The organism is Janthinobacterium paucivorans (assembly GCF_051380805.1).
Classification (GTDB): Bacteria; Pseudomonadota; Gammaproteobacteria; order Burkholderiales; family Burkholderiaceae_D; genus Janthinobacterium; species Janthinobacterium lividum_D.
In genome coordinates, this window is the sequence record NZ_JBNYXR010000016.1 from 59572 (window position 1) to 86027 (window position 26456).

Genomic DNA, 26456 nt, shown 5'->3' on the forward strand with positions numbered 1-26456 from the left:
GTTTAACGATCTTGCCGGCATAGTCGCCAATAGCAGATAGATCACGACAGCCAATCGCCTACTGGAGCCGCCGCGTGCTGAGCATGCATACCGATACCAAGGCCGCCGTCGGGCGCATCATGGAGCTCGATTGCACTGCCGAAGGCAGCAACATGCGATCGGTGCACATGTTGCTGCAAGCGAGCACGGCAATGCTCCAGCAAAGCAAGAGCAAGCTGATTATTTCCTTAATGCAATATTTACTGGCAGGGCGCGATGGCGGATCTGATTAATATGTATCAGCAGGAAGCAATGGCATGGCAATAGAGCGCATTTCATCGGGCAACCCGATACCCCTGATTACCCAGCGCTTTGACGTCAGCCCCGCTACGCCGATGCTACCGGGTGTGGTGCAGCCATTGGTGCCTATCGGCCCCTACATGGCGCCTGCGCCCGATGCCGGCACCCTGCCGGCGCAATTGGCGCAAAAAGGCCAGGACAGCCTGGCGTCGCTCATCAAGCCGAACGCCGATGGCACCGGCGGCGCCATGCCGCGCGACAGCAGCGCCATGCAGGTCAATCAGCTGTTCTTCACGCGCCAGCTGGTGTGGCAGGCGCCCGACGCGGCGCAGCTGGCCGCCTCGTGGCGCGTGATGGTCAAAACGTACGGCGAGCAATATGCGGCCCTGCAAGAACAGGCGCGTGGCCAGCACGTGCCGGGCAATCTGTTCATGGCCGAACAGCAGCCGGCCCTGCTGCGCGAAGGCGCCCGTCCACCACTGATGGTCGATAGCGAAGCATGGCGCTTCGCCGTGTATGGCTGGGGCGGCCAACGCCTGCTGCTGCGCGTGCTGGCCAGCGACGAGGACGAAGATGCGCCCCTGAAGCGGCGCGGCAAGGTGGCGCTGCGCGTCGAACTGCTGATTGTGGGCATAGGCCGGGTGGTCATCCAGATGGAAGCGGCCGGCGATGGTGTACTGCTGGAACTGGCGGCCGATGAAGACAGCGCCTTGCGCCATTTGCGCCTGGCCTTGCCAGAGATCGCCGACGCCGTGCGGCGTGCGGGTCTGCGCGTGCTGCGCTGCCGCCTGAACCGCCAGCTGCACGCGCAACGCGTGCATGGCAATTACCCGATGCAAGCGGGCGCCGCCTCGCTGTCACTGGCCCTGTTTCGCGCCATGGCCGAGGTCGCGCTGCTGTTGACGCTGCCACCGGCGGAAGCGGCGGCCAATCCCGATGCGCCCTCCCCCTCAGCGGCCGAGGAGCAAGAGCAAGAGCAAGAGCAAGAGGAAACCATCGTCGCCTCGAAAGAAGTGGCAGCGCCGCTCGGTTATGACTATGGCGACGAGGAAGACCTGACGCAAGCCAGCAACGTGCTGCTGCTAGCCGATGGCAGCGAGCATGCACTGCTGCCGCCCATCGACGAGCACAATTGATGGCTGCATAAAAAAACGGCGCATGCGCCGTTTTTCTTTTTATCCCACCGTACCGATGATGCTCACTTCGCGGTTTTCCGGGATTTCGTTATACGACAACACGTGCAGGCCAGGCGCGAACAGGCGCGCATAGCGGGCCAGCAGTGGACGGATCTGCGGCAGCACCAGCAGCAGCGGCGGCGTGCCTTGCTGTTTCATCTGCTCGCGCGCCACCGGCATATTGACCTGCAATTGCGACAGCAGATGCGGGTCGATCGGGTAATTATCCAGCGTTACCTTGCCCGACTGGCGCGCCTGGTTCAGCGAACCGAGCAGCATATTTTCCAGTTCGCCACCGAGGTTAAACGCCTGCATTTCCATCTTCTGGCCAAACAGGGCGCTGACGATCTGGCGCCGCAGCGCGCAGCGCACTTCGGCCGCCAGCAAGATCGGGTCCTTGGTGGTTTCCGAACTGTCGAGCAAGGTGGTGGCAATCGGCACGATATCCTTGAGTGACACGTTCTCTGCCAGCAAGACGCGAAACACGCGCAGCATTTGCGTGTGCGTAAGGGCCTTGTCGAGCGCGCCGGCCAGCTTGGGCGACATGGCCGTCAGCCGCTCCATCATGTTAGAAACGTCTTCGTGGCGGAACAGTTCTGGCAAGTATTCGCGCAGCATTTTCGACAAGTGCGTGGCGATCACGCTGGGCGCCTCGATGACCTGGTAACCGAGGCCCAGCGCATGCGCCTTTTCACCCGGTTCAATCCAGGTAACTGGCATGCCGTAGGCCGGCTCGATGCCGGGAATGCCATCGAGCTGGCCATACACATTCGGCGACGGGATCGCCATCAGGCGGTCGGCCTGCACTTCCGCCTGCGCCACCACGGTGCCCGACAGCACGATCGCATACTGCGACGGCTTCAGGGCCAGGTCATCGCGCACGCCGATATTGGGCAGCAGCAAGCCCATCGCTTCGGACAGGCTCTGGCGCACGCCCTTGACGCGCTTGTTCAACGGCTCACCCTGGGTTTTATCCACCATGCCCACCAATTTATAACCGAGCATCACCATCAGCGGTTGCACGGCGGGTAATTGCTGCCACTCCAGTTCGGCGGGCCTGTCATCGCGCAAGGCCGCCTCGATGGCCGCCAAACCGGCCACATCGGGCGCCTTCACGCGCTTGGTCAGGCGCCAGGCCACGAAGGCCAGCACACCGGCAAAGGTCATGAACATGAACCATGGCATACCCGGGATCAAGGCCAGCGCCACCATCATGCCCGACGCGCTGTAGATCACCGTTGGCGAAGTCAGTACCTGGCCCGCCACCTGCTGTTCGAAGTCGCCCGAATCGCTGATGCGGGTCACCAGGATGGCAGCCGCAGCCGACAGCAACAGCGCCGGAATCTGGGCTACCAGGCCATCACCGATGGTCAGCAGCGCATATTGACGGAAAGCATCGCCAAACGACAGATCGTGCATCAGCGAACCGATGGCCACGCCGCCCACCATATTGATGATCAAAATCAAAATACTGGCGACCGCGTCGCCGCGTACGAACTTCGACGCGCCGTCCATGGCACCGTAGAAATCGGCTTCGGCGGCGACGTCCTTGCGGCGGATCTGGGCTTTTTCCTGATTGATCAAGCCGGCGTTCAGGTCGGCGTCGATGGCCATCTGCTTGCCTGGCAAGGCATCGAGGGTAAAGCGCGCGGACACTTCCGAGATGCGCTCGGCACCCTTGGTGACGACGGCAAAGTTGATAATCATCAAGATCACGAAGACCACGATACCGACGACGAAGTTACCACCGATCACCACGTTACCGAAGGCCTCGATCACCTTACCGGCCGCGTCCGCCCCCGTATGGCCGTGCAGCAACACCACGCGCGTGGACGCCACGTTCAAGGTCAGCCTGAGCATGGTGGTGGCCAGGATCACCGTCGGGAAGACGGAGAAATCGAGCGGCCGCTTGGCCGACACGCTGACCAGGATGACGATCAGAGCCAGTACGATATTGAAAGTGAACAAGATATCGAGCAGCACCGGCGGCAGCGGCAGGATGATCATCGCCAGGATCACCAGCAAGAACAGCGGCGTGGCGAACTTGTGGCGGCGCATTTCGGCAACCACGCGGTTCAGGAAATTCATGAAGGTACTACCTCGCTCAAATGAGATGGCACGACCACCTCGGTGGGAAATGGGGGCTGGGCGGCACGCTGCCCAGTACGGAATGCTTTCAGCTGCAGTATGTAATTGAGCACCTGCGACACGGCCTGATATAGCTGCACGGGAATCTGTTGCTGCACCTGGCTGGTGTTGTAGATGGCGCGCGCCAGCGGCGGCAACTCCAGCGTCTCGACATGATGTTCCTTCGCCACTTGGCGGATATACAGCGCCATCTCGTCAACGCCCTTGGCAACGACAAACGGTGCCTCGGCGCGGTCTTGGTCATACTTCAGTGCAACGGCGTAATGCTCGGGATTGACGATCACCACGTCGGCATCGGGCACGGTCTTGCGCACGCTGCGCCGGCCGATCTGCTGCTGCAACTGGCGGATGCGCTGGCGCACTTCGGGCCGCCCTTCGCTGCTCTTGTGCTCTTCCTTGACATCTTGCTTACTCATGCGCTGGTTGCGGGCAAAGAAAAAAGCCTGCGCCGGCACGTCGATGATGGCGAACAGAACGAAGACGGAAATGAGCGCCATCAAGCCGTCGAGCATCAGCGCGGAACCATCGAGCATGGCTTGCTGCAGTGGCCTGTGCTGCAAGTCCACGTACTGCGTCAGGCTGGAACGACTCACATGCACCAGCACCATGCCCAGTACGGCGGCCTTGGCGATGGACAAGCCGAATTCAAAACCGTGCTTGGGCGCGAACAGGCGGCCCAGGTTCTTGGCCGGGCTCAGGCGTTCCATCTTCGGCATCCAGTTCTTCGTGCTGATGACCCAGCCGCCCGGCACCAGCGAACCGAGCACCACGAACAAGGGTACGCAAAACAGCGGCACAATCATCTTGATGAGCAAGCCCACCGAGGTGGTAAACGCCATCGACATGGCATTTTCCAGCGCGCCCTTGCTGTCGAGCGGCATAAAGGCCATGGCGAACAGCTCGCGAAAGCTCAGCAGATAGCTGGGCAGCAGATAAATGAAGACCTTCATGCTGATGAGGATGCCCAGCGCCGTCGACAGGTCGCGCGAACGCACCACCTGCCCTTCCTGGCGCGATTTCTTCAGCTTTTGCTGTGACGCCTTTTCGGTCTTGTCGCCGCTGCTGTTATCCGCCATGGGCCACCCCTTTCCGCACGCTATCCATGGGCCACCCGCATCTGTTCGGTGATCATATCGAGCACGCGATTGGTCATGGCGATATAGTGCTCCGGGACAAAGCGCACAATCTGCGCCAGCATCAGCAGGCCGAATATCGTAATCATGGAAAAACCCAGCGAAAACAAGTTCAGCGACGGCGCCACGCGGTTCAGGAAGCCAAAACCCAGTTGCACCACCATGGTGGAAAAGACGATGGGCAAGGCCAGCAGCATGGCGGCGGCAAAGATCCACGCCACGTTATAGGCCACCGTCTGCAACAGCAGCGGGCCGTAGCCCTGCCCCACGGGCCAGGCCTTGAAACTGGCGCCGATCACGCCCGCCAGCACCAGATGGCCGTCGATGGCAAAAAACACGATCATGCACATGATGGTGAGTAAGCCCGTAATCACGTCCGACGAAGTGCCGTTAAGCGGGTCGTTCATGACAGCCATGGAAAAGCCCACCTGGCTAGACACCAGGTAACCGAGCACCGACATGACCGACATGGAAAAATGGAAGGCCAGGCCCAGCACAAAGCCGACAATGGCCTGCTCCAGGGTGGCGACGACGGCGTACAGGGAAAACGGATCGATTTTCAGCAAGTCCTGCGAGATGCCCGACGCCTGCATCACAGGCAACATCAGAATCGCCAGCACCAGCGACAGCAGCACACGTACAGGCGCCGGCACCATGGCGTCGCCGATCACGGGCGAGGCGCTGAGCATGGCCAGGATGCGGCAAAACGGCCACCACACGGCCAGCAAAAAAGGCAGCACCTGATTGAAAATCTGATCCATGGGCGCGCCAGGCTATCCGACCAGGGTGGCCGCGCGCTGAAAAATGGATACACAATAATCCATCAGGTAAGCAGCCATCCAGCGTCCGGCCAGGATCAGCGCCAGCAAGGTGACCAGCAGGCGCGGCAGGAAGCTCATGGTTTGCTCATTGATCGACGTGGCCGCCTGCACCAGCGCGACCAGAAGGCCCATCAGCAACCCTGGCACCACCAGGACGACCGCCAGCAGCATGACGATATGCAGCGCTTCGATGATCAGGTCGACGGCGACTTCAGGCGTAAACATTGGTCAATAGCCCTGTATGCTGGTAACTAAAGTATTGACGGTCAGGGTCCAGCCGTCGACCAGTACGAACAGCAGCAACTTGAACGGCAGCGAAATGACCAGTGGCGAGAGCATCATCATGCCCATCGCCATGAGTACCGACGCCACCACCAGGTCGATGATGAGGAACGGTATGAACAGCATGCAGCCAATCTGGAACGCCGTCTTCAGTTCGGATAACACAAACGCCGCCAATTTGACCGTGAAACTGTGATCTTGCGGGCGCGTGCTTGAAGGCTCGCCTGCCAGATGGGCGATCTGCGCCAGCGCGGCCTTGCTGGTCTGCGCCAGCATAAAGCGCGAAATAGGCACTTCGGCGATCTTCAGCGCTTCCTGCATGCCGATCTGATCGCGGTCATACGGCACGAACGCGTCCTTCCACACTTGGTCGCCGATCGGGCGCATCACCAGCAAGGTGAGAATCAGGGCGATACCCGTAACGATGCGATTGGGCAAACCCTGCTGCAGGCCCAGCGCTTGGCGCAGCAGGGACAGCACGATGACGAAGCGGGTAAAGCTGGTCATCATCATGACCATCACGGGCAGCAGCCCGAGCAAGGTCATGACGACGAGAATCTGCATCTTCACCGACAAGTCGGTCTTTGCGCCCGGCACCACGCCAGACAGCAAATCCTGCGCCACGGCGGCGCTACAGCACAGCATCAGAAGCGGAACAGCCAGCGCGGCAGCGAACGCGCGGTGGCGCGGACTCAAACCGGGTAGCGCCAGCTTCATGCTGTCATCAGGTCGAGATTGAGGCCGTCGAGGTCGATGACTTTCAGGCCATAGTTCTCGCCAGCAACCACCACTTCGGCACGGCCAATCGGCGTGCCGTTGACCTTGATCACCAGCGGTTCGCCGGCCAGCATGTCAAGTTCAATCACGCTGTCCGGGCCGATGGCCATCAATTCTTCCAGCGAAATGCGGGCCGAGCCTACTTCCAGGGTCAGGGTGACGGGAATCTTGCGCATCATCTGCGGAATGTCGCGCCGCGCGCGGGGGCTGGCCACGTCGGACATGTCGCCCTGGTCAATGATCATGTCATCGCCGAGGTCTTCCAGCAAGGTTTCGCTCTGGTTGGTATCGGTCATATTCATATTATTCGACATCTTCAAATGAGGTTAAACAGAGCTTGCCCTTGTGTTCGGAAACAGCCGCTGTAAATAAACGGGAATCGTCGAGCATGACGTCGGTACGACTCAGGCTGACGGGAATCACATCGCCCACGCGCAGGTCGAACAAGGCACCCAACTGCACCTGCTTGCTGACCAGCCGGCCTTCCAGGGTCACTTGCAGGCGCGAGGCGAGTGGACGCACGCTGCCACGCAATGCTTTCTTGGCCTGCGCGCGCTCGGGCAGCAGGCCGCGCAGCACATCGGCCATCAGATGCTTGTCCAGCGAGAACCAGAAGTGGCCACTCTGCCCGGCTGCGGGGTCGCTGAGCGCAACGGTGGCGATCCAGCTGCCGCGCGAAGGGTGCACGCCCGACTGCACGGCGACCTCGGCAGTGGTGTCGATGTCACTATCTTTACCCAGCGTTTGCAGGTTTTTGTGAACGCGCGCGAACAAACTGTTTATCAACTGTTGTCCCAGCACCACAGCAAGGCGCTCTTCCGTTGCCGTCACGCGCACTTGCGCAGGATCGGGCAGCACGCCCTTGGCGCTGGCGCTACTGTAGCGGTAATTAAGCACGCTCAGCAGTATTTGGCGTTCCAGCGTAAAGCCCGCCTGACGGGCCGGCGTGGAAAAACTCAGCCAGCGATTGACGCCGTCTTCGTCTTCCACGCGCGACAAGGTCACGCCGTCGATCTGGAAATTACCCCAGTAGCGACGGCTCGTCGGCTGGCGCAGGACCACGGCCAGGTCGTCGCGCAGCTGGGCGCCGAATACGTGCAGCAAATGGACAGGACGTCCGAGCAGACAGGAATCGAGGACTTGATGGCGCACAGTTTGATCTGTCTTAGTGGTTATCATGAAGGTCATGTCGTATTGCGGTAGCAGGACAAATTATACGGATCGCCCGAAATTAAAACCAGCATCATCTTGGCCTTGCCGGCAAGTCCGCAAGCAAACGTTTGCGCACTATATCGCATGCTAGATGACTATAGTGCTGAACAATACATGAAAAAGCCAAATATTGCCATATATCAATATTTTTAAACCAATCCTCTCTTTACTTTATAGTTGCCCCGAGGTAAGCTGGGAGCGACAATATATAAATTTTCAGAACGCCATTGCGCTTACCTGATTCCGGTTTTTTTGGCAGTCTTCATACGCTATTTGCGACCAGCAGAAACTTTTTATCAGATAACCAATAGTTGTCATGGTCACGTAACTCACTCGGCGTGGGTTTGCTGAATTTGCTTGAATCTGCTGTTTGAATCTGCTGTTTAAATCTGCTTGAGCGGATGGTGTTGCAACTAATAAGACTGATGGGCCTTGCGCATCGCGGCGGACAGGAAGGCATTCACATGCGCTTGTGCCGGATTGGCAATACCAGTAATTCTGATTGATACGTCACCGCATATTGAAAGTAGAGGGCAACATGAGCAACCAACTCGCAGGTCTGATCAAGGCCGATCTGGCAGCACTGAGCAATGACGCGCACGCCTTGGGCGCCAGCATCGCACCGGCCGCGCAGTTCGGCACAGCGCAAGAATCGGGCTTTTCATTTGCGCAAAGCATGAAAGACGCCATCGGCAAGGTCAATGGCGACGACCGCATGGCCGCACAGAAAATGAGCGACGTCGACAGTGGCAAGAGCGACGACATGGTCGGCGCCATGCTGGCCAGCCAGGAAGCAAGCCTGTCCTTTTCCATGTTGATGCAAGTGCGCAACAAGGTCATGGGCGCGGTCGACGAACTCATCAAACTGCCTCTGTAATCTTTACGTCCTGATCCACGCCCAGCCTCCCAGCGAAAGTTACCCAAGTGATTACCCCCATGAAGTCCGCATTTGCGCGCTGGCGCCTTGGTGCCCAGCCTGCCATCCCGCCCGCCTTGCTGAAAAACCTGCTTCCCATCGTCGTGCTGGCCATCGGCATCACCGCCATGGTCACCATGTATGCCTGGCGCGACCAGGCCAACTACAAGCCGGTGTTTGGCGCGCGCGAAAAAGTGGCCGTAACGGACATGATGGCCACGCTGGACGCCGAGCACATCCCCTACCGCGTGCATCCGGACAGTGGCCAAGTGCTGGTGCCCGATGCCATGCTGGGCAAGGTGCGCATGTTGCTCGCTGCGAAGGGCGTGACGGCGCAACTGCCGGCGGGCCTGGAACTGATGGACAAAAATGATCCGCTGGGCGTATCGCAATTCGTGCAGGACGTGCGCTTCCGCCGCGGCCTGGAGGGCGAATTGGCGCAAAGCATCATGACGATGGACGCGATCGCCTCGGCGCGCGTGCATCTGTCGATTGCCAAGTCAACCTCGTTCGTCGCCAGCGATGGCGACAAATCATCGGCTTCGGTGGTGCTGGCACTAAAGCCGGGGCGCACCCTGGCGCCGGAACAGATCGCCGCCATCATCAACATGGTCGCCGGCAGCGTTGCCAGCCTGGCACCTACGCGCGTGAGCCTGGTCGACCAGGGCGGCAACCTGTTGTCCTCGCACGTCGACCTGACGGACGGCTTCGATGCCTCGGCCGCCGGCAATGAAGGCGCGAAACGGTTCCAGGATGAAATCCGCCGCAACGTCTCCGGCCTGCTCGGCCCCGTTATCGGCGAAGACAACTTCAAGCTCAGCGTAACGGCTTCAGTGAACAACGACCGTGTCGACGAAACGCTGGAAAAATACGGCGAAGCCCCGAAAGTCACCAGCGAAGCGATGCGTGAAGAGCAGGAACGCAACCGCACCGTGGCTGGCATTCCCGGCAGCCTGTCGAACCGTCCGCCAGCGGCCGCCGTGCCGGCACCAGCGGGCGCCGCCGCGCCGGCCGATGGCGCACCGAAGCCGTCGGACGATGGTACGGCCCGCAAGAACGCCACCACGCGCCAGTACGCCTATGACCGCAGCATCACGCAGATCAAGCGCAGCCGTGGCCGCCTGGAAAAACTCAGCGTCGCAGTTGTCCTCAACAGCGCCGCCGCACCGAATCCAAAAACGGGCTGGACCCCTGCCGAACTGGGCAATATTGAAAAAATGCTCAACAGCGGCCTGGGCATCAACACCCAGCGCGGCGATAGCCTCAGCCTGACGGCGCTGGCCTTCCCTGCCAAACCACCCGTGGCGCAATGGTGGGAAGAGCGCGACACCGTCGTCGACTTCAGCAGCTGGCTGCTGTATGCGCTGGGCGCCGTACTCGCTTACTTCCTGATCCTGCGTCCGCTGATGCGTTTGCTGACCACGCGCCTGGCGCCGCCGACACTGAAACAGCTCGACCCTGCCATGGCACTGGCCGGCAGCAGCGCGGCCGGCGCGAATGGCGCAGCCGCTGCAGGCGCGCCAGCCCTGGGCGCCAATGGCAACCCACTGGCGCTAGAAGGCGCCGCTGGCGGCGGCACCATGCCTGTCGTGCCCCTGCTGGAAAACTATAACTTGCCCCCCCCAGGCTCGGCGGTTGACGTGATGGTCGACCACCTGAAAGTGCTGGCTGAAAAAGAGCCCGAGCGTGTCGCCGAAGTCGTCAAACAATGGATGCAGAAAAATGGCCGAACTCAACAACAATAATTCCCCCGATGATGCTGAGGACGAAAACGTCGGCCTCAATCCCGTGGAACAAGCCGCCATCGTCCTGCTCAGCATAGGCGAGGAGCAGGCAGCGAATGTGCTGCGCTGCCTGTCGCGCGAAGAGTTGCTGGAAGTGACGCAAGTGATGTCGCGCATGAGTGGCATCAAGGTTGAGTCGGTGAAAACGGCCATGCAGACCTTCTTCGACGACTATCGCCAGCAAAGCGGCGTGCACGGCGCTTCGCGCAGCTACCTGAAGCGCTCGCTGGACATGGCGCTGGGCAGCGATATCGCCAATAGCGTGCTGAACAATATTTATGGCGACGCCATCCGTCCGAAAATGGCGCGCCTGCAGTGGGCCTCGCCGAAATGGCTGGCCGAATACATCGTCAACGAGCATGTGCAGATGCAAGCCGTGTTCCTGGCCTTTTTGCCGCCCGCGCTGGCGGGCCAGATCCTCGACGCCTTGCCCGTCGAAGGGCGCGACCTGGTGTTGTTGAACCTGGCGCGCTTAGACGAGATCGACCGCGATCTGCTGGTCGAGCTCGACGAATTGGTGGGCCGCTGCCTGGGCACGCTCGACACGCAAAGCACCAGCGTGGAAGGCATACGCCAGGCCGCCGAGATCCTCAACCGCATGCCGGGCAACCGCGCCGCGCTGGTCGAACTGCTGCGCGCGCACGACCCGGACGTGGTCTCGGAAATCGAACTGAGCATGTACGACTTCCTGATCCTGGCCACGCAAAGCGATGCCACGCTCACGCGCATCCTGGAAGACGTGCCGATGGAGCAGTGGGCCATCGCCCTGAAGGGCGCCGAGCCGTCGATCCGCGACGCCATACTGAAAACCATGCCGCGTCGCCAGGCACAAAGCTTCGAAGACATGATGCGCCGCTCCGGGCCTGTGCCGATGAGCCGTATTGAACAGACGCGCCAGGAAATCATGGCCACCGTCAAGGGCCTCGCCGATGCGGGTGAGATTGAAGTGCAACTGTTTGCTGAAGCGGTGATCGAATGAAACACTTTCGCTCGTATCGTTTCCCGCCCCTGTCGCAATTCATCGCCGCCGGCCAGCGCGCCGCCAGCGACGATACCGATGGTCAATGGCAGGCGTCCGTCTCGGAAGGTTTCGAGCAGGGCCAGCGCGACGGCTATGAAGTGGGCCTGGTACAAGGCCAGCAAGACGGCTACGACTCCGGGCGCAGCGATGGCATGGTGCAGGGCCGCGAAGAAGGCCGCAATGAAACCCTGGTGGCGCTGGATCGCCTGGCGCGCCCCGTCGACGCTATCTTGCGCGACCTGAAAAAAGTGCGCGCCGATTACCGCGAAGCGCAGCGCAAGGAAGTAGTCGACCTGGTGGCCAAGGTGGCGCGCCAGGTGATCCGCGCCGAACTGGCGCTGCAACCGGTGCAATTGCTGGCCCTGGTCGACGAGACCCTGGCCTCGATGCCGCCGACGCGCGAAGAAATCGATGTCTTCCTCAATCCGGAAGAACTCAAACGCATCAGCGAACTCGATCCGAAGCGCGCCAAGCGCTGGAACCTGATCGCCGACGCCCGCCTCGACGCAGGCGAATGCCGCATCAAGGCCGGCGACAATGAAGTCGACGCCGGTTGCCACCAGCGCCTCGCGGCCTGTATGGAACAGGTGAGCAGCCATCTGGCGCTGGCCGCCGAACACGCGGACCAGGGCGCGCCTGCATGATCGCCGACACGCTGCGCAGCTTCGAGATCGGCGATATCCCGGTCGCGACACCCACCGGCCGTCTGGTCGGCGCTTCCGGCTTGCTGCTGGAAAGCGCCGGCTGCCGCCTGCATACGGGCCAGCGTTGTCAAATTGAAACTGTGAGCGGCGAGTGGCTCGATGCACAAGTCGTCGGTTTCCGCGAAAAACTGTCCTACCTGATGCCGTTCAAGAAGGCCACGGGCCTGACCACGGGCGCCCGAGTGTTGCCCTTGCCCGACAAGGCGAGCCTGCAGATCGGCCCGTCATGGCTGGGCCGCATGGTCAATGGCCTGGGCGAACCGATCGATGACCTGGGCCGCCTCGGTGGCGAGCACATCCTGGAAGTGACGCCGCCGAAAATCAATCCCCTGAAAAAACAACCGGTGATCGAACCGCTGGACGTGGGCGTACGGGCGATCAACAGCATGCTGACCCTGGGCAAGGGACAGCGCGTGGGATTGATGGCCGGTTCCGGCGTGGGGAAAAGCGTGCTGCTGGGCCTGATCACGCGCCAGACCGTGGCCGATGTCGTCGTCGTTGGCCTGATCGGCGAACGGGGCCGCGAAGTGCGCGAATTTGTCGAAAAGTCGCTCGGCGCCGAAGGCTTGAAAAAAGCCGTGCTGGTGATCGCACCGGCAGACGAATCACCGTTGATGCGCATCATGGCCACCGAACTGTGCCATTCAATTGCCGCGCATTACCGCGACCAGGGCAAGCATGTACTTCTGCTGGTCGACTCGCTGACGCGCTATGCGATGGCCTTGCGCGAAGTGGCCCTGGCCCTGGGCGAGCCGCCGGCCACGCGCGGCTATCCGCCGTCCGTCTTTTCGAACCTGCCGCAACTGGTGGAAAGTGCCGGCAATGGCGCCCACCCGGAAGGCAGCATGAGCGCCATCTACACGGTGCTGGCCGAGGGTGACGACCAGCAAGACCCGGTGGTCGACACGGCGCGTGCGATTCTCGACGGTCACATCGTGCTCACGCGCGAACTGGCCGAGCGCGGCCACTACCCTGCGATCGACATCGCCGCCTCGATCAGCCGCTGCATGACGCAGGTGATCACCCCCGAACATATGCAAGCGGCACGCGCGCTGAAAGCGTCGATGGCGCGCCATGCGCGCGTGCGCGACCTGATCCCGCTCGGTGCCTACGTGCCCGGTGCCGACCCGATCACCGACCGCGCAGTGCAACTGCACCCACCCATCGAAGCCTTCCTGTGCCAGGGCATCAAGGAAGCTGCGCCGATGGGGCCGTGCATAGCCCAACTTGAACAGATCATGGCCTAGGAGCACACGTGAGCGACGCGCATACCATCCGCAACCTGACCACTCTGGTCGGCTTGCGCAGCACGGAAGTGGAACGGCTGCAAGGCGAAATGGCGGCGCAGACGGCCGTGCGCGAGCGCTACCAGAAAAACCTGGAGCGGCTCACTGGTCTGTGCACGGATAGCGGCCCCAGCGGCGCCCTGCCCCTGGCGCTGTCCGTCAACTGCGGCAATTTCAAGCAGGCGGTCATGCAAATGGCCGACCAGCACCGTACCGATCTGCACTTGCACGAGGCCAACATGGCCGTCTCGCAGCGCGCCCTCAACACAGCCTGGGCCAAACGCGAGGTGCTAGACCAGGTGCTGACACAAAAACAAAAACATGTTGCAAATGAGCAACAACGAGTCGATGGCAAGCGGCAAGACGAACTGGCGACGCAGTTCTGGTTCCGAGGGCAGGTAAAATGAAGTTTGTGTAAGTTTCTTTCAGGAAAACTTCACGAAACGGGAATGGGGGTCGCCTTGTACCGGTATATCCCCTTATTTAGGAGTCTGGCATGGCAAGCGTAATTACCTCACCGCAATACGATCCAATCGGCACAGCGGAAAAACTGGCTGCCAAATCAGTGGCGGCGCAAAAATCGACGCTGGCCGCTCAGACTACGCAGGCCAACTACACCAGTACGGCGCTGGGCAACCTGAAGTCGGCCATCTCGACCTTCCAGAGCGCCATGTCGGTCATGACAGGCAACAAATCCGTGCTGAAGCAGGCTGCGACTTTCAGCAACACCGCGTATGGCTCAGCTACGGCCGGCATCAAGGCGGCGCCGGGCAGCTACGCCTTCTTTGTCGAGCAACTGGCCTCTGCCAGCCAGACCTCGTATGGCGGCTTGAGCAGCACGATACCGGCCAGCGGCGGCAGCATGACCCTGCGCATCGGCGATCCCTCAGCTGCTATTACCGCCGACAACGCATTCAATATCGACTTGACGGCCGCCAACAAGGATGGCGACGCCTTCCTGACGCCGCAGGAAATCGCTGCCGCCATCAATGGCGACAGCAAGAATAATGCACGCGTCACCGCATCGGTCATCAATGTCGGCAACCAGGCGCAACTGGTGCTGACATCCAATCTCACCGGTATCGCCAATGCCGTCTCGATCACCACCGCCAGCGTGACCAATCCGGCGCTGCAGACAGCGCTGCAAAGCGACGTAAAAACCCTCGTTGCGCCCAAGGATGCTGTCGTCTGGCTGGGCGCCCAGGGCACTGGCACCAAAATCGAGCAGGCATCGAATACCTTCACCAACGTGCCGGACGTGAAAATGACGTTCAGCAAGGCCATGACGACAGGCGAGAGCCCACTTACCGTGACCGTCGGCAGTGACAGCGCCGGCACGATTGCCAATGTGCAAGCCTTCGTCGACGCCTACAACAAGCTGAAAAACGTGATCGATGGCTTGGCGAGTCCCGGCAACCCGGAGAAAAACATCGCCGCTGGCATCTTTGCCCACGATTCCGGCCTGAACGCCCTGCGCTCGAGCATGGGTGATGCCTTGCGCCTGAACGTCGATGGCGTGTCGCTGGTAGCGTATGGCATTACCGCCCAGCGCGACGGCAGCATCAGCCTGAATACGGCCAAGCTGACGGCCAAGCTGGCCGACAATCCTGCCGGCCTGGACAAACTGTTCGGCAACAACAGCCTGTCGGCCCCTACCGGCGTGCTCGGCGGCCTCGACAAGATGCTGAACCAGTGGAGCAATGTCACCAAAGGCCAGATCGTCCAGCGTCAGGCAGCCACGGACAAGCTGCAGAAAAGCCTGACCAAGAGCGGTGAACGCATCACCGCCCAATATGACACGGCATACAAGCGTTTCCTTGATCAATTTTCGCGCCTGCAAGTATTGCAGGAACAAATGACCCGGAATTCGAACATGTTCGATGCCATGTTTAGTAACAACAAATCCTAAGGCGAACGTGCCTGCCGCGCCGCCACCGTTAACATAGCGAGAAGATAATAATGTTGAACAATGAAGCTTACGGCAACTACCACGCCGTCAACCTCGATGCCCAGACCGCCCGCGCTACACCGGTCGAGCTGGTGCTGGTGCTGACGGACGGCTTGCTGGAAGAACTGGCGCGCGCGCGCGGGCACATCGTGGGCAAGCGCTACGAACAGAAGGCAATCAGCCTGGACAAGTGCACACAGATCATCAACGGTTTGTCGAGCTCACTCGATTTCGACAATGGCGGCGAAGTGGTGGTCAACCTGGCGCGTCTGTACGACTACTGTGTGGCGCGCCTGTACACGGCTGGCATCAAGCTGGACCCTACCCTGATCGATGAAGTGACAACCTTGATGACGACTATCAAGCGCGGCTGGATAGGCGTCCAGGCCAACAATGCCTAGGCGCGCCGCGCTGCAGCAGTTAAGCCGGCAATTGAGCGCGGCTATCGCGCAGCCGGACTGGGATGCGATGGAAAAACTTTCGGACAGTCTGGCGAGAAACATCCCGCTCATGGCCGAACGTGGCGCATGGACTGCGCTGGAACAAACAGAATTGTTGCAATTGCGCAAAATTCACGCGCAAGCGGTTAAAATTTGCTCTGAGGAAAAAGAACGCCTGGGCTTACACTTGGGTGCATTACAGGCAAATAAGGAAGGTTGGGTCGCCTACGCCGCACTCGGCGAATACGACTCTGAAGGGTATCAAGCATGATCATGAACTTCAACATAGCACCGGCCGCGGCGGCGCCGAGGGCCAATGCGGCACCGGCATCGGCGCCAGCGCCGGCACTAACGAACACTTTGCCCGGTACGCCAGGCTATGGCAGCAGTGTGGCAGCCGCCGCAAATGACGCCGTGCCTGCCGCCCTGGCGCTGTTTGCGCAGGTGCTCGATGGCACAGGCGAAGCATCGGCCGAAGCCGATACGGCAGCTGCGCCTGTAGCTGAGCCGTCCAATGATGCCGATAGCCAGGCCGACAGCGCCCTGCCAGCCATGGCCGCCCCGGTCTTGGGTTTGCCCGTGACGCTGCTGCCACCGACGGACGCAGCAACACAGGCAAGCGTCGGCGCGCTGTCGCAAGTGCAAACTCATGTGCAAACTCAAGTGCAGGCGAATGCGGCGCAGGCCAACCCGGCACTGAACATCAGCGTGCATGCGGCGGCCATCACGCTTACCGCCCAGGCAACGGCACAAGCGGCAGGGAGCGACATGCGCGAGCCTTTGGTCGCCGCCAACCCGGCAACAACATCCAAAGCCAGCGCCCCGGCACAGCCTTTCGAATCGCTGCTGCAACAAAGCGTGCCGGCGACATCATTGGCCGCCCCTGGCGTTGCCGCGCGCGAAGGCGAACGTGGCCAAGCCACGCCACCACCCGCGCCCAACCTGGGCTTGACGGGCGTGGTGAGCAATACGGCCACGCCAGCCACGGCCGGCGATAGCATCAAACTCAACGGCCCTGCTCAGCAATGGCAAGAACCGCTGCGCGAAGCGCTGGGCGAACGCCTGCAGACGCAGATCGGCCGCAACAGCGAACACGCGACGATCCGCCTCGATCCGCCGATGTTGGGGCGGATCGAAATTTCCATCCGCCACAGCGCCGGCGCACTGCAAGTGAACGTCACGGCGTCGAACTCGGAAGTGTTGCGCCAGTTGCAAGGCATCGGCGAAAACATGCGCAGCGACTTGGCACAGCGTCAGTACACCGATGTGGCCGTCAACATCAGCGCCACCCCGCGCAGCCCTGCCGCCCAGGCATTTGCCGAAGGCGATGCGCGCGGCCAGCGTCAACCGGGCCGCCAGCAGGACGATGCCGAGCCGGGCCGCGCCCTGTCCGACGGCACGCCGTCCGGCACTTCTTCCAGCACCACTTACGCCATGCAAGAGCGAGAGACCGCCTGATGAATATGAAAATGAAACTGATCGCCGGCTTTGTCACCGTGGCCGTGCTGGCCGCCGGCGCCGCTGGCGGCGCCATGTGGTATTTTGCCAAACCGGTCGCCGGCCATGCCGAAGTTGCCGAAGCAAAAGCCCCACCACCACCGGCGACCGGCAAGAAGGCGCGCAAGTTCCTCACGCTCGACAAGGTCATCGTGATGTTGCGCCGCGGGCCAGGCGACAACGAAACGCATTACCTGTCGGCCGACCTGGTGATCGCCACCACCGAGGAAAAAGAAAAGCTGACCAAGGACCACTTGCCGCTGATGCGTTCAATCGCCGTGAGTACCTTGTCGAGCTTTCCCGTGGACAAGGCGCAGACCATGACGGTGGAACAATATGCCGAGCAGATCAACAAAGCCTTCAATGTTAGCTATGAACGCGAACAGATGGAAAAACCCTACACCGAAGTCATGGTCGGTAAGCTGATCATTGAATAAACCAACACGCCAGCCGACCTAGTGGGAGACCCCGTGGCCTATGCAGAGCAATACCAGCAAGCGTATGGCGCCGGCGAGTACGCTGCCGCCAGCGCTTGCGAGGCCGTGCTCAGCGTTGCAGAAGAGCAACAACATCTGGTGGCGTATGCGCCTCTGGTGAAGCGCATCGTGCGCCAGCTCAATTCGCAGGTGTCGGGCGCCATCGACCGCGACGACATGGAACAAATAGGCCTGATGGGCCTGTTAGAAGCACTGCGCCGCTACGGCGTGCCGGATCAGTCCTTCGGCAGCTATGCCAGCCTGCGCATCCGCGGCGCCATCCTCGATGAACTGCGGCGCCAGGACTGGCGCCCGCGCGCCGTGCGCCAGGAAAGCCATCGCCTGCGCGACAGTGTGCGCGCGCTGACACGGCGCCTGGGGCGCGAACCGCTGGAAGCGGAAATCATGGCCGCCCTGAAGCTCACGCCGGAAGCCTTCCAGGAATACCAGTTGGCGGAAAACGCCGAGCTGATCATCAGTTTTGACGAAGTACTACAGGAGAGTCTGGGGCAGGCAGACAGCGCACCGAGCCCGGAAGAGCAATTGATGGTGCGACGCAGCCTGGAGCAAGCGCTGCGCGCGCTCGATGAACGCGAGCAACGCGTGATCCAGATGTATTACGAATTCGAACTGAGCTACAAAGAGATTGCCGCCGTGCTGGACCTGAGCGACGCCCGCGTCTGCCAGCTCAACAAGACGGCACTGGGCAAGATGAAAGCCATGCTGCAAGACGCCTAAGTTTCAGCAATAATTTCAGCAGTGTTTCAGCAAAACCCATCAAAATGACGCAGCACAATGACGCAGAAAGGCAGTTGACATGGTAATTATCGGTATCTTAATCGTGATGGGGTGTGTATTCGGAGGCTTCGCCCTGATGGGCGGCACCGTCCACGCGATCTGGCAACCGGTCGAGTTGATCATCATCATCGGCGCCGCCGTCGGCGCCCTGGTGCTGGGCAACCCCAAGCATGTACTCGGAGAAATGTTGCACCAGATGCGCAAGATCTTCACACACAAGAAGCAAGGCTCCGAATTCCAGCGCCAGTTGCTGCTGCTGATGTATGAACTGCTGCAAACGGCCGCTGGCGGCCTGAAGGCACTCGACGCACACGTCGAGGCGCCGCGCGAAAGCGCCCTATTCCAGCGCTACCCGCTGGTACTGGAAGAGCCGAAGCTGCTGGCTTTTATCGTCGACAACTTCCGCTTGATGGCGATGGGCAAGATCAACGCACATGAACTCGAAGGCGTGCTGGAACAGGAACTCGAAGCCATCCACGACGAACTGCTGCAACCGTCCAAATCCTTGCACAAAATCGCCGAGGCGATGCCCGGCTTCGGCATTCTGGCCGCCGTGCTCGGTATCGTGATGGCCATGAACTCGGTGGCCGACGGCGCCGATGCAGCGGAAATTTCGGAAAAAGTGGGCGCCGCCATGGTCGGTACCTTCATCGGCATTTTCTTTTGCTACGGCGTGCTCGATCCGATGTGCAACATGATGAAACAGCTGGTGGGCGAGGAAGGCTCGACCATGGAATGCGTGAAAGTCGTGCTGGTGACCCATGTGGCGGGCAAGCCGCCGCTGCTGGCGATCGACTCGGGCCGACGCCTGGTGCAGCTCAATATCAAACCGAGCTTCGCCCAGCTGGAAAGCTGGATCAATGCGCTGGAAGAAGGCGGCGCCGAACAAGAGCAAGGCCAAGGCCGGGGAGGCCGCCGTGCTAAAGCCGCATGAGAAACATGAACAGGCCATCATCAAGCGCGCTGGTCGCAAGCATGATGACGATGGCCACGGCGGCGCGTGGAAAGTAGCGTTTGCCGACTTTTGCCTGGCCCTGCTATCGCTGTTCCTGGTGCTGTGGCTGATGGCCGCGCGCGAGCAGCAGGCGATGAAGGAAATCATGATGGATGCGTCGGCAGGCAGCCGCCAGGGCGAAGGCCAGGGCGTCATGCCGGAACAGAAAGGCGGACCGCGCGGCAGCCTGATCGAGCGTTTTCCCATGCCCCGCAAGGGCACGGGCGACACACGCACGGAAGGCAAGCAAACACAGGATGGCAAGGCCGGCACGGCGCCGCAGAACCAGACCAAGGTCAGTTACCAGTCGCCGGAAGACTTGCTATCGCTGTCACGCGCGCTCGACAAGCTCAGCGAGGAGGCTGGACTGAAGAGCAACTTGCAATCGGTGATCACGCCTTACGGCTTGCGCGTCATGCTGCACGATACGGACAAGCAAGGCATGTTCGTGCGTGGCAGCGCCGTGCCGACCGACCGCTTCCGCAAGCTGCTGCGCCAGATGGGACCGGTCTTCGCCCAGATGGAGAACCAGATGCTGATCGTTGGCCATACCGATTCGCTGCAATACGCCAATACCGGCTATGAAGGCTATTCAAACTGGACCCTGTCGGCCAACCGCGCCATGTCGGCGCGCGCGCAATTGTTGATCGGCAGCATGAGTACAGACAGCGTGCTGCAAGTGGTCGGCATGGCCGACCGCGCGCCGCTGGACGTGAAAAATGCCAGCGCCGGCATCAACCGGCGCATCGAACTGTTAATATTGACGCGGGGCCAGGCCGACAGCATCGCTGCCATGTTCGGCATCGCCGGGCAGAAGGCGCAAGGCGAAGAGCTGCAAGTGGGTGAAGCGGATTCGGGAACCTTGCAGCGCCTGCGCGAAAAACTCGGCCTGCCCGCAAAGAAGGAGCGCGATGAGCATGCAAATTAAGGGCAAGGGGCAACGTATGAAGATATCCTCGGGCAATAGCGGCGTTACCGTCAGCAGCAGCGCCATCGCGCCAGCCGAGGCAATCGTCGAGAACGCAGGTGCCGCCGGCGCCATGGGTGGCTCTTCGGCCGGTGCGGCCTTGCAATCGGCGGTGCTGCAACCGGCCATGGCCGCCCTGCGCGCCATGCCCGAGATGGATCACGAGCGCGTGGCGATGCTGCGCGATGCGCTGGCCAAAGGTGAATTGCCGTTCGATCCATCGAAACTGGCAGGCCTGATCCAGCGTTTCCACGGCGGTGAGTCGTGACCGCGCCACGCAAGGGCATCACGCGTCAGGAAGCCATGCGCCGCGTGCTGCAAGGCATGACTGACGACAGCGTCGGCTATGCCGCCCTGCAGGCATTACTAGAAGAACAATTTCAAGCCACCTTGCACCACCAAAGCACCGAGCTGACCGCGCTGGCCGACCGGGTCATCGCTGCCGTCGAACCCCTCGATGCGCGCCGCCGCCAGCGCGTCAGCCTGGTCACTGCCCTCTTGGGCCCGCAAGGCGATATGGCGCAATTGTTTGCGTTGTTGCAAGAAGAAGCGCGTAGCAAGGCCGAGGCCGAGTGGGTCGCGCTCGAGCAGATGGTACTTGAATGCAAGCGCCTGAATGCCCGCAACAGTGATTTATTGACACAACAGTACAGCATCATGCAGCGCGTGCTGCATGGCGAGGAAGATACCTATGCGCCAGCCTGATTTCATGACTACCCGCGCCACGACGGCGACGTCATCGACGACGTCAACGCATGCCGTGCAAAGCAATATGCGCGCCACCGACGCTACCAGCTCCGCCGGCAGCTACAGCAGCGTGTTCCAGCAAGTTCAGGGCGAGGTGGCCCGCTTTATCGAACAGGGCGGCGGCAACGCCACCAGCCTGAGCCCGCAAGGACGTGCCTACCTGGAACAGAGCCAGCCCGTGAATGTACTTGGCAGTATCAACCAGGGCGGCGAAATCGGCGAAGTACAGCAGCAGTTTCTCGCCTCGATCAAGCCGTGGACGGAAGAAACAGGCGCGCGCCTCGGTGTGGCACCGGAAATTGTCGCCGCCCACGCCGCCCTGGAATCGGGCTGGGGCCAGCATCTGCTGCGCCAGAGCACGGGGGCGGACACGAATAATCTGTTCGGCATCAAGGCCGGCGGCAAATGGCAGGGTGACGTGGCCAGCAATGTCACCACCGAATACGAGGCAGGCAGTGGCACGGCGCTGAAGAAAACCGAGCGTTTCCGCAGCTACCCGGACCAGGCCAGCGCTTTTCGCGACTATGCGCAGGTGTTGCTCGACAATCCACGCTACCGCACCGCCCTCAACACGGGTGCCGACGCGGGCGCCTTCGCGCAAGGCCTGGCGCGCGGCGGCTATGCCACCGACCCCAACTACGCTGCCAAACTGACGCAGTTGGCGGCGCGCTTGCAGCGCACCGCGCTCGCAGACTGATCTTTCAGACCGATCATTATTAACGGCCGGCAATATCGGCCGGTTCCACCACACCCGCATCGACCACCCTGGCACGTATCACCGTGCCGCTGGTGGCGTTGCGCACGCGGATCACCGCGCCCAACGCGCCCGGCTCCATCGCTTCACCGGCCACGCTCACTTCCACCTGTTCCTTGCGCGCCACGATATTGACCGCACTGCCCCGCTTGATCAACACGGGCGCAGCGAGCTGCGCCTGACGCAGCACTTCACCGGCGCGCAAGCTGCGCCGGCTCGACAGGCCGACAGCGCCAGACAAGGAAGAAATACTGTCCGGCACCATTGTCACGTCGCGCCGCGCCATCGTCACGTCGCCCGCCTGCAACGGCGTATTGGCCGTGATGGGTACGCTGCTGACGGCAACCTGGGCCGTAATGCTGCCGCGCGCCAACATTTCGTACCGCCAACCGTTGCTTCCGGGACATACCGCCACAAAGCGCATGCGCTGCGCCGAACGGCTGTCCGCCGTTTCCAGCGCGACAGGCGTGGCGCAATCGGGCACCAGACGTGTGCTTTTCACCACAGCCACTTCAAACTGCGGTTCCAGCAATCCTGCAGTGGCTGCCTGTTGCGCCAATTGCACGCGTGCCAACTTCTCGACACGCGAAAATATATTGTCGGCTGGCAATTCTGCCCGACCTGCACTACTATATAGGCTGGTCACTAAAAATAGGCCCAAAATCAGTATGCGAGAACCTAGCACCGTTCGTATCACGGTAATGTTGTTGAAATGAATCATTGCTAACCTTAATCAAAGATACTGAGCGACGTGACCTTACCATGCGTCAACATGAGCAACCTGGAATTTTACCTCTGCATCACCTATTTTCTAGCCAGAACCGCAAAAAGCACGATCGAATTCAATACAAAGGATGACCATGGGGATTAATTTCAAGGATGCGCTAGGCGTGCACGCGGATGCATTGGCGCTGCGTGCCGACCGTACACGCGTGCTGGCGGCCAATATTGCGAATGAAAATACGCCCGGCTTCCAGGCCATGGACATGGATTTCGGCAGCGCGCTGCAGCAGTTGCAGGATAACGAGGCAGGCATGCTGTCGACCGATGACGATGCCAGTGCCTTATACCGCGTACCCTACCACCCCAGCCGCGACGGCAATACGGTCGAAATCGGCGTCGAGCAGGCGGCGTTCTCGCAAAATGCCACCGACTTCCAGACCAGCCTCACTTTCGTCAACATGAAACTGAAGGGTCTGGCCAAGGCCATTTCCGGACAATAAGGATCAGCATGAGCTTCCAGGATATCTCCAAGATCGCCGGCTCGGCGATGGCAGCGCAAACTGTGCGCCTCAATACCATCGCCAGCAACCTGGCCAATGCCGATTCGGTTGCCGGTTCCGAAGGTGAAACCTACCGCGCGCGCAAACCCGTGTTTGCGGCCGTCATGGATGGCCCCGGCTCCAGCGGCGCCGGCGGGCGCGTACAGGTGCTCGACGTGGTGCAAAGCGATGAACCATTGCGCAAGGTATATGAACCGGGCCATCCAATGGCCAATGCCGATGGCATGGTGTTCTATCCCAACGTCAATCAGGTAGCCGAAATGACCGACATGATGTCGGCTTCGCGCGCGTTTGAAACCAATGTCGAAGTTCTGGGCCGCATCAAATCGATGCAGCAATCGCTCCTCAAATTAGGTGAAGCATAATCCATGGAAACCAATCTCTTTACAAATAACACCAGCGGCAGCAACAGCGGCAGCAATGCCGTCAAGTCGCAAGGCAATGCCACCCAGGACATGTTTACCAAATTGCTGGTCGCGCAAATCAAGAACCAAGATCCCCTCGCGCCGACCGACCCGAGCCAGTTCGTCAATCAATTGACGCAGCAGGCGCAGACGGAAGCGATGCAAAACCTGTCGGCGCTGACCAGCGCCAATGCCAGCGTGCTGCAATCGATGCAGGTGCTGGCCTTGGGCGCGCAAGTGGGCTCCGAAGTGATGGTCAACAGCGAAACTGTGCAGCTCGATCAGAGCAAAGTCAGCGGCAGCATTGCGCTGGCCGCCGGCACCACCAAGACCACCGTGACCCTGAAGGGCAACGACGACAAGCAATACAAGATCGAACTGGGCGCCAAGGCGGCCGGCAACGTGCCCTTCACCATTGATCCCGTCGCCCTGGGCTTGCCTGCTGGCACCTACAGCATCGCCGTTAGCACCAATGGCACCGAAAAGCCATCGGTCGACATCGCCGGCAAGCTCAACAGCGTGCGCCTGTCGTCCGGCGGCAACATGATTTTGAACGTGTCGAACCTGGGCGAAGTCAACCCTGGTGCGATCACCGGCTTTAACGGCAAGACGGCCTGATCGGCTCCCCCTTCGTTTCTTGAACACTAATCTCCTCCTTCATTAAAGGAAGTCAACATGAGTTTCGACATCGCCCTGTCCGGTATCCAATCCATCAACCAACAGTTGAACAGCACCAGTAACAATATTGCCAATGCCGGCACCTACGGCTTCAAGAGCAGCCGCGCCAACTTTTCGGCCATGTACGCCGGTTCGCGCGCCACGGGGACGGAAATTGGTTCGATCACGCAAAGCATGTCGCTCAATGGCGGCGTGCTCAATACGGGCCGCGCACTCGATGCCGCCGTCGACGGGCGCGGCTATTTCGTCTCCCGCGATGCGCAAAACACCATGAACTACAGCCGCGTCGGCATCTTCTCGGCCAGCAGCGACGGCAAGCTGATCGACTCGAACGGGCGCCTGGTGCAAGGCTATGCTGCGGTCAAAGGCAGTAGCACCCTGGGCACCATGGGTGACATGCTCATCCCGACGGGCCAGATTCCCGCCGTGGCAACGACCAAGCTGGCGTACGCGGCCAACCTGTCGGCTGAGTGGACCGTCAAAACGCCTCCTTTCGACAAAAACAATGAACTGAGCTACAACAGCGCCAAGTCCTCGATCGTCTATGATTCGCTGGGCGCCAAACATTCGCTGGGCCAGTACTTCGTCAAGACGGCAGCGGGCGTGGACGTGCATTACACCTTCGACAACGCCAATGTAGCGACGGTGACGAACATGACCTTCGATGTGAACGGTAAATTAGTCAACGGTACGTCTGCGGCACCAGCGTTGCCGACGCCAACGGGCGCGGCGGCGATGGCCGTTGCCATCGACTACACGGGCACAACCCAGTTCGCCGGCGAAGCGACCACCTCGACCGACCGCGCCGACGGCTATGCTTCGGGCACCTATACGGGCGTGGAACTGGCCGACGACGGCTCCGTTGTGGCGAAATACACGAACGGTCAAAAGCAAAGCATTGGCGTGATTGCCCTGGCCACCTTCCCCGACGAAGGCGCATTGACTGCTGTTAACGATACTAGCTGGGTCGCCTCGACCACATCGGGCACCGCCATTTATGACCGTCCGGGTGCAGGCATGGCCGGCAAACTGGTGACGAGCTCGCTGGAACAGTCGAACGTCGACATCACCTCCGAACTGGTGGGTCTGATGACGTCGCAGCGTAACTACCAAGCGAACTCAAAGGTCATCTCGACCGAGAACGCGATGCTGCAATCGCTGATGCAAGCGCTGTAATCGACCATACGCAAAGGGTAGAGCAATGGATGCGCTGATTTATACCGCCATGAGCGGGGCCGACCGCGCCCTGCGGGCGCAGCAGGTACACGCCAACAACCTGGCCAACATCGAGACGGGCGGCTTTCGCGCTAACCTGGAAGTGTCGACGGCCCAGCCGCTGCAAAAAGGTTATGGCTACGATGACCGTCACATGACGCAGACACAGTCGAGCGCCATCGCCACACGCATGGGCGACATCAAGGAAACGGGACGCGATCTCGACGTGGCCATCACCGGCAACGGTTATCTCGCGGTGCAGTGGCAAAACGGCGAAGCCTACACGCGCGCCGGCGCCATGAACCTCGATGAAACGGGCGCGCTGACCCTGAACGGCCGTCCGGTGCTGGGCGAAGGCGGTCCCATCACGATTCCCGAGCATACCAGCCTGTCGATCGGCGTCGATGGCACGATTTCCATCCAGGTGCCGGGTACTGCGCAGATGCAGACTGTCGACAAGCTCAAGCTGGTCAACGCCGAAGCGGGCGAGCTGACCAAGAACGAGGCGGGCCTGATCGTGGCGCGCAGCGGCGAAGACTTGCAGGCTGATCCGACGGTGCGCCTGCGCGAGCGTCACCTCGAAGGCAGCAACGTGTCGGCCGTCGAGGAAATGGTTGCCACCATGAGCCTGAACCGCAGTTTCGAGATGCAGATGAAAGTATTCAAGGCCAGTGATTCCATGACGGAATCCGGCAACCGCCTGCTGGGCGCTTAAGC

General features: G+C 60.9%; 32 protein-coding genes. 24 read left to right on the forward strand and 8 right to left on the reverse strand.

Translation table 11 applies throughout. The features are described from left to right. Window positions 1–83: 83 nt before the first annotated feature. Window positions 84–272 carry a flagellin gene (locus ACQ4V8_RS17945; RefSeq protein ID WP_436571970.1) on the forward strand — a complete coding sequence of 63 codons (189 nt, stop codon included), beginning with the start codon at window positions 84–86 and terminating at the stop codon, window positions 270–272. A 24-nt stretch (window positions 273–296) separates the two neighbouring features. Continuing rightward, complete coding sequence (locus ACQ4V8_RS17950) at window positions 297–1415, forward strand: hypothetical protein (protein WP_436571951.1); 1119 nt, start codon at window positions 297–299, stop codon at window positions 1413–1415. 39 nt (window positions 1416–1454) lie between these two features. On the opposite strand, the gene ACQ4V8_RS17955 is transcribed toward ACQ4V8_RS17950, so the two are convergent. Genes ACQ4V8_RS17955 through ACQ4V8_RS17985 form a run of 7 tightly spaced genes read right to left on the reverse strand, consistent with a single transcriptional unit; the run spans window position 1455 to window position 7767 of the window. Further along, complete coding sequence (locus ACQ4V8_RS17955; RefSeq protein WP_010397464.1) at window positions 1455–3542, reverse strand: flagellar biosynthesis protein FlhA; 2088 nt, start codon at window positions 3540–3542, stop codon at window positions 1455–1457. Then, window positions 3539–4678, reverse strand: coding sequence for an EscU/YscU/HrcU family type III secretion system export apparatus switch protein (locus ACQ4V8_RS17960; RefSeq protein ID WP_196855464.1), 1140 nt, complete (start codon window positions 4676–4678; stop codon window positions 3539–3541). Before ACQ4V8_RS17960 ends, ACQ4V8_RS17955 begins: the two co-directional genes overlap by 4 nt. A gap of 20 nt (window positions 4679–4698) precedes the next feature. Continuing rightward, entirely contained in the window at window positions 4699–5496 is a 798-nt protein-coding gene (locus ACQ4V8_RS17965) for a flagellar biosynthetic protein FliR (RefSeq protein WP_010397462.1), read from the reverse strand. Window positions 5497–5508: 12 nt separating this feature from the next. Further along, window positions 5509–5781: a flagellar biosynthetic protein FliQ gene (locus ACQ4V8_RS17970; RefSeq protein ID WP_010397461.1), complete on the reverse strand. Its 273-nt coding sequence runs from the start codon at window positions 5779–5781 to the stop codon at window positions 5509–5511. Between the two features lie 3 nt (window positions 5782–5784). Then, entirely contained in the window at window positions 5785–6555 is a 771-nt protein-coding gene (gene fliP, locus ACQ4V8_RS17975) for a flagellar type III secretion system pore protein FliP (RefSeq protein WP_196855465.1), read from the reverse strand. Next, on the reverse strand, window positions 6552–6917 hold the full coding sequence (locus ACQ4V8_RS17980; protein ID WP_010397459.1) for a FliM/FliN family flagellar motor switch protein: 366 nt from the start codon (window positions 6915–6917) through the stop codon (window positions 6552–6554). The genes fliP and ACQ4V8_RS17980 overlap by 4 nt, the downstream gene beginning before the upstream one ends. Window position 6918: 1 nt before the next feature. Further along, window positions 6919–7767: a FliM/FliN family flagellar motor switch protein gene (locus ACQ4V8_RS17985; protein ID WP_261981138.1), complete on the reverse strand. Its 849-nt coding sequence runs from the start codon at window positions 7765–7767 to the stop codon at window positions 6919–6921. A gap of 598 nt (window positions 7768–8365) precedes the next feature. On the opposite strand from ACQ4V8_RS17985, the gene fliE reads away from it, so the two are divergent. From fliE to ACQ4V8_RS18070, 17 genes are all read left to right on the forward strand, one after another. Next, window positions 8366–8704, forward strand: coding sequence for a flagellar hook-basal body complex protein FliE (gene fliE / locus ACQ4V8_RS17990; RefSeq protein ID WP_010397456.1), 339 nt, complete (start codon window positions 8366–8368; stop codon window positions 8702–8704). Window positions 8705–8763: 59 nt separating this feature from the next. After that, entirely contained in the window at window positions 8764–10488 is a 1725-nt protein-coding gene (fliF, locus tag ACQ4V8_RS17995; RefSeq protein ID WP_436571952.1) for a flagellar basal-body MS-ring/collar protein FliF, read from the forward strand. Next, window positions 10466–11506, forward strand: coding sequence for a flagellar motor switch protein FliG (locus ACQ4V8_RS18000; protein WP_010397453.1), 1041 nt, complete (start codon window positions 10466–10468; stop codon window positions 11504–11506). Before fliF ends, ACQ4V8_RS18000 begins: the two co-directional genes overlap by 23 nt. Beyond that, window positions 11503–12192, forward strand: coding sequence for a flagellar assembly protein FliH (gene fliH, locus ACQ4V8_RS18005; RefSeq protein WP_010397452.1), 690 nt, complete (start codon window positions 11503–11505; stop codon window positions 12190–12192). The genes ACQ4V8_RS18000 and fliH overlap by 4 nt, the downstream gene beginning before the upstream one ends. Beyond that, window positions 12189–13499: a flagellar protein export ATPase FliI gene (gene fliI / locus ACQ4V8_RS18010; RefSeq protein WP_010397449.1), complete on the forward strand. Its 1311-nt coding sequence runs from the start codon at window positions 12189–12191 to the stop codon at window positions 13497–13499. The genes fliH and fliI overlap by 4 nt, the downstream gene beginning before the upstream one ends. Window positions 13500–13507: 8 nt before the next feature. Continuing rightward, entirely contained in the window at window positions 13508–13945 is a 438-nt protein-coding gene (locus tag ACQ4V8_RS18015) for a flagellar export protein FliJ (RefSeq protein ID WP_010397448.1), read from the forward strand. An 89-nt stretch (window positions 13946–14034) separates the two neighbouring features. Continuing rightward, window positions 14035–15447, forward strand: a complete 1413-nt coding sequence (fliD, locus tag ACQ4V8_RS18020) for a flagellar filament capping protein FliD (RefSeq protein WP_436571953.1) — start codon at window positions 14035–14037, stop codon at window positions 15445–15447. A 50-nt stretch (window positions 15448–15497) separates the two neighbouring features. Further along, entirely contained in the window at window positions 15498–15887 is a 390-nt protein-coding gene (fliS, locus tag ACQ4V8_RS18025) for a flagellar export chaperone FliS (RefSeq protein ID WP_010397443.1), read from the forward strand. Between the two features lie 31 nt (window positions 15888–15918). Next, a complete protein-coding gene (locus ACQ4V8_RS18030) occupies window positions 15919–16197 on the forward strand; it encodes a hypothetical protein (RefSeq protein ID WP_280720880.1) in 279 nt (92 codons plus the stop codon). Window positions 16198–16199: 2 nt separating this feature from the next. Continuing rightward, window positions 16200–17384, forward strand: coding sequence for a flagellar hook-length control protein FliK (locus tag ACQ4V8_RS18035; protein ID WP_436571954.1), 1185 nt, complete (start codon window positions 16200–16202; stop codon window positions 17382–17384). A gap of 11 nt (window positions 17385–17395) precedes the next feature. Beyond that, entirely contained in the window at window positions 17396–17860 is a 465-nt protein-coding gene (locus ACQ4V8_RS18040; protein WP_334685997.1) for a flagellar basal body-associated FliL family protein, read from the forward strand. A 33-nt stretch (window positions 17861–17893) separates the two neighbouring features. Further along, window positions 17894–18637 carry a FliA/WhiG family RNA polymerase sigma factor gene (locus ACQ4V8_RS18045; protein ID WP_436571955.1) on the forward strand — a complete coding sequence of 248 codons (744 nt, stop codon included), beginning with the start codon at window positions 17894–17896 and terminating at the stop codon, window positions 18635–18637. Window positions 18638–18716: 79 nt separating this feature from the next. Beyond that, entirely contained in the window at window positions 18717–19631 is a 915-nt protein-coding gene (motA, locus tag ACQ4V8_RS18050; RefSeq protein ID WP_043461422.1) for a flagellar motor stator protein MotA, read from the forward strand. Then, window positions 19558–20619, forward strand: a complete 1062-nt coding sequence (locus ACQ4V8_RS18055) for a flagellar motor protein MotB (RefSeq protein ID WP_436571956.1) — start codon at window positions 19558–19560, stop codon at window positions 20617–20619. Before motA ends, ACQ4V8_RS18055 begins: the two co-directional genes overlap by 74 nt. Window positions 20620–20635: 16 nt before the next feature. After that, window positions 20636–20926, forward strand: a complete 291-nt coding sequence (flgM, locus tag ACQ4V8_RS18060; protein WP_436571971.1) for a flagellar biosynthesis anti-sigma factor FlgM — start codon at window positions 20636–20638, stop codon at window positions 20924–20926. Further along, a complete protein-coding gene (flgN, locus tag ACQ4V8_RS18065) occupies window positions 20923–21363 on the forward strand; it encodes a flagellar export chaperone FlgN (RefSeq protein ID WP_010397431.1) in 441 nt (146 codons plus the stop codon). Before flgM ends, flgN begins: the two co-directional genes overlap by 4 nt. Continuing rightward, complete coding sequence (locus ACQ4V8_RS18070) at window positions 21350–22102, forward strand: glycoside hydrolase family 73 protein (RefSeq protein ID WP_070347174.1); 753 nt, start codon at window positions 21350–21352, stop codon at window positions 22100–22102. The genes flgN and ACQ4V8_RS18070 overlap by 14 nt, the downstream gene beginning before the upstream one ends. Before the next feature lie 19 nt (window positions 22103–22121). Here the strand turns inward: ACQ4V8_RS18070 and flgA are convergent, their stop codons facing one another. Continuing rightward, the gene (gene flgA / locus ACQ4V8_RS18075) at window positions 22122–22724 is read right to left on the reverse strand and encodes a flagellar basal body P-ring formation chaperone FlgA (protein WP_261981136.1); all 603 of its coding nucleotides are present in this window, start codon (window positions 22722–22724) and stop codon (window positions 22122–22124) included. Window positions 22725–23019: 295 nt separating this feature from the next. Here flgA and flgB point away from each other — a divergent pair, with 295 nt between their 5' ends. From flgB to flgF, 5 genes are read left to right on the forward strand one after another with little or no spacing between them, the layout of a single operon-like run. After that, window positions 23020–23382, forward strand: coding sequence for a flagellar basal body rod protein FlgB (gene flgB / locus ACQ4V8_RS18080; protein ID WP_029496348.1), 363 nt, complete (start codon window positions 23020–23022; stop codon window positions 23380–23382). Between the two features lie 8 nt (window positions 23383–23390). Continuing rightward, a complete protein-coding gene (gene flgC, locus ACQ4V8_RS18085) occupies window positions 23391–23807 on the forward strand; it encodes a flagellar basal body rod protein FlgC (protein ID WP_010397423.1) in 417 nt (138 codons plus the stop codon). Between the two features lie 3 nt (window positions 23808–23810). Further along, entirely contained in the window at window positions 23811–24464 is a 654-nt protein-coding gene (locus ACQ4V8_RS18090; protein WP_010397421.1) for a flagellar hook capping FlgD N-terminal domain-containing protein, read from the forward strand. Between the two features lie 57 nt (window positions 24465–24521). After that, window positions 24522–25700 carry a flagellar hook protein FlgE gene (locus ACQ4V8_RS18095; protein WP_070347173.1) on the forward strand — a complete coding sequence of 393 codons (1179 nt, stop codon included), beginning with the start codon at window positions 24522–24524 and terminating at the stop codon, window positions 25698–25700. Between the two features lie 25 nt (window positions 25701–25725). Next, the gene (gene flgF / locus ACQ4V8_RS18100) at window positions 25726–26454 is read left to right on the forward strand and encodes a flagellar basal-body rod protein FlgF (protein ID WP_436571957.1); all 729 of its coding nucleotides are present in this window, start codon (window positions 25726–25728) and stop codon (window positions 26452–26454) included. The last annotated feature ends 2 nt before the right edge of the window (window positions 26455–26456 follow it).

Bases quoted from the DNA above. Each gene is read 5' to 3' on its own strand.
- ACQ4V8_RS17945 (WP_436571970.1), top strand. From the start codon at position 84: ATGCATACCGATACCAAGGCCGCCGTCGGGCGCATCATGGAGCTCGAT.
- ACQ4V8_RS17950 (WP_436571951.1), top strand. From the start codon at position 297: ATGGCAATAGAGCGCATTTCATCGGGCAACCCGATACCCCTGATTACC.
- ACQ4V8_RS17955 (WP_010397464.1), bottom strand. From the start codon at position 3,542: ATGAATTTCCTGAACCGCGTGGTTGCCGAAATGCGCCGCCACAAGTTC.
- ACQ4V8_RS17960 (WP_196855464.1), bottom strand. From the start codon at position 4,678: ATGGCGGATAACAGCAGCGGCGACAAGACCGAAAAGGCGTCACAGCAA.
- ACQ4V8_RS17965 (WP_010397462.1), bottom strand. From the start codon at position 5,496: ATGGATCAGATTTTCAATCAGGTGCTGCCTTTTTTGCTGGCCGTGTGG.
- ACQ4V8_RS17970 (WP_010397461.1), bottom strand. From the start codon at position 5,781: ATGTTTACGCCTGAAGTCGCCGTCGACCTGATCATCGAAGCGCTGCAT.
- fliP (WP_196855465.1), bottom strand. From the start codon at position 6,555: ATGAAGCTGGCGCTACCCGGTTTGAGTCCGCGCCACCGCGCGTTCGCT.
- ACQ4V8_RS17980 (WP_010397459.1), bottom strand. From the start codon at position 6,917: ATGAATATGACCGATACCAACCAGAGCGAAACCTTGCTGGAAGACCTC.
- fliE (WP_010397456.1), top strand. From the start codon at position 8,366: ATGAGCAACCAACTCGCAGGTCTGATCAAGGCCGATCTGGCAGCACTG.
- fliF (WP_436571952.1), top strand. From the start codon at position 8,764: ATGAAGTCCGCATTTGCGCGCTGGCGCCTTGGTGCCCAGCCTGCCATC.
- ACQ4V8_RS18000 (WP_010397453.1), top strand. From the start codon at position 10,466: ATGGCCGAACTCAACAACAATAATTCCCCCGATGATGCTGAGGACGAA.
- fliH (WP_010397452.1), top strand. From the start codon at position 11,503: ATGAAACACTTTCGCTCGTATCGTTTCCCGCCCCTGTCGCAATTCATC.
- fliI (WP_010397449.1), top strand. From the start codon at position 12,189: ATGATCGCCGACACGCTGCGCAGCTTCGAGATCGGCGATATCCCGGTC.
- fliD (WP_436571953.1), top strand. From the start codon at position 14,035: ATGGCAAGCGTAATTACCTCACCGCAATACGATCCAATCGGCACAGCG.
- fliS (WP_010397443.1), top strand. From the start codon at position 15,498: ATGTTGAACAATGAAGCTTACGGCAACTACCACGCCGTCAACCTCGAT.
- ACQ4V8_RS18035 (WP_436571954.1), top strand. From the start codon at position 16,200: ATGAACTTCAACATAGCACCGGCCGCGGCGGCGCCGAGGGCCAATGCG.
- ACQ4V8_RS18040 (WP_334685997.1), top strand. From the start codon at position 17,396: ATGAAACTGATCGCCGGCTTTGTCACCGTGGCCGTGCTGGCCGCCGGC.
- motA (WP_043461422.1), top strand. From the start codon at position 18,717: ATGGTAATTATCGGTATCTTAATCGTGATGGGGTGTGTATTCGGAGGC.
- ACQ4V8_RS18055 (WP_436571956.1), top strand. From the start codon at position 19,558: ATGCGCTGGAAGAAGGCGGCGCCGAACAAGAGCAAGGCCAAGGCCGGG.
- flgM (WP_436571971.1), top strand. From the start codon at position 20,636: ATGAAGATATCCTCGGGCAATAGCGGCGTTACCGTCAGCAGCAGCGCC.
- ACQ4V8_RS18070 (WP_070347174.1), top strand. From the start codon at position 21,350: ATGCGCCAGCCTGATTTCATGACTACCCGCGCCACGACGGCGACGTCA.
- flgB (WP_029496348.1), top strand. From the start codon at position 23,020: ATGGGGATTAATTTCAAGGATGCGCTAGGCGTGCACGCGGATGCATTG.
- flgC (WP_010397423.1), top strand. From the start codon at position 23,391: ATGAGCTTCCAGGATATCTCCAAGATCGCCGGCTCGGCGATGGCAGCG.
- ACQ4V8_RS18090 (WP_010397421.1), top strand. From the start codon at position 23,811: ATGGAAACCAATCTCTTTACAAATAACACCAGCGGCAGCAACAGCGGC.
- ACQ4V8_RS18095 (WP_070347173.1), top strand. From the start codon at position 24,522: ATGAGTTTCGACATCGCCCTGTCCGGTATCCAATCCATCAACCAACAG.
- flgF (WP_436571957.1), top strand. From the start codon at position 25,726: ATGGATGCGCTGATTTATACCGCCATGAGCGGGGCCGACCGCGCCCTG.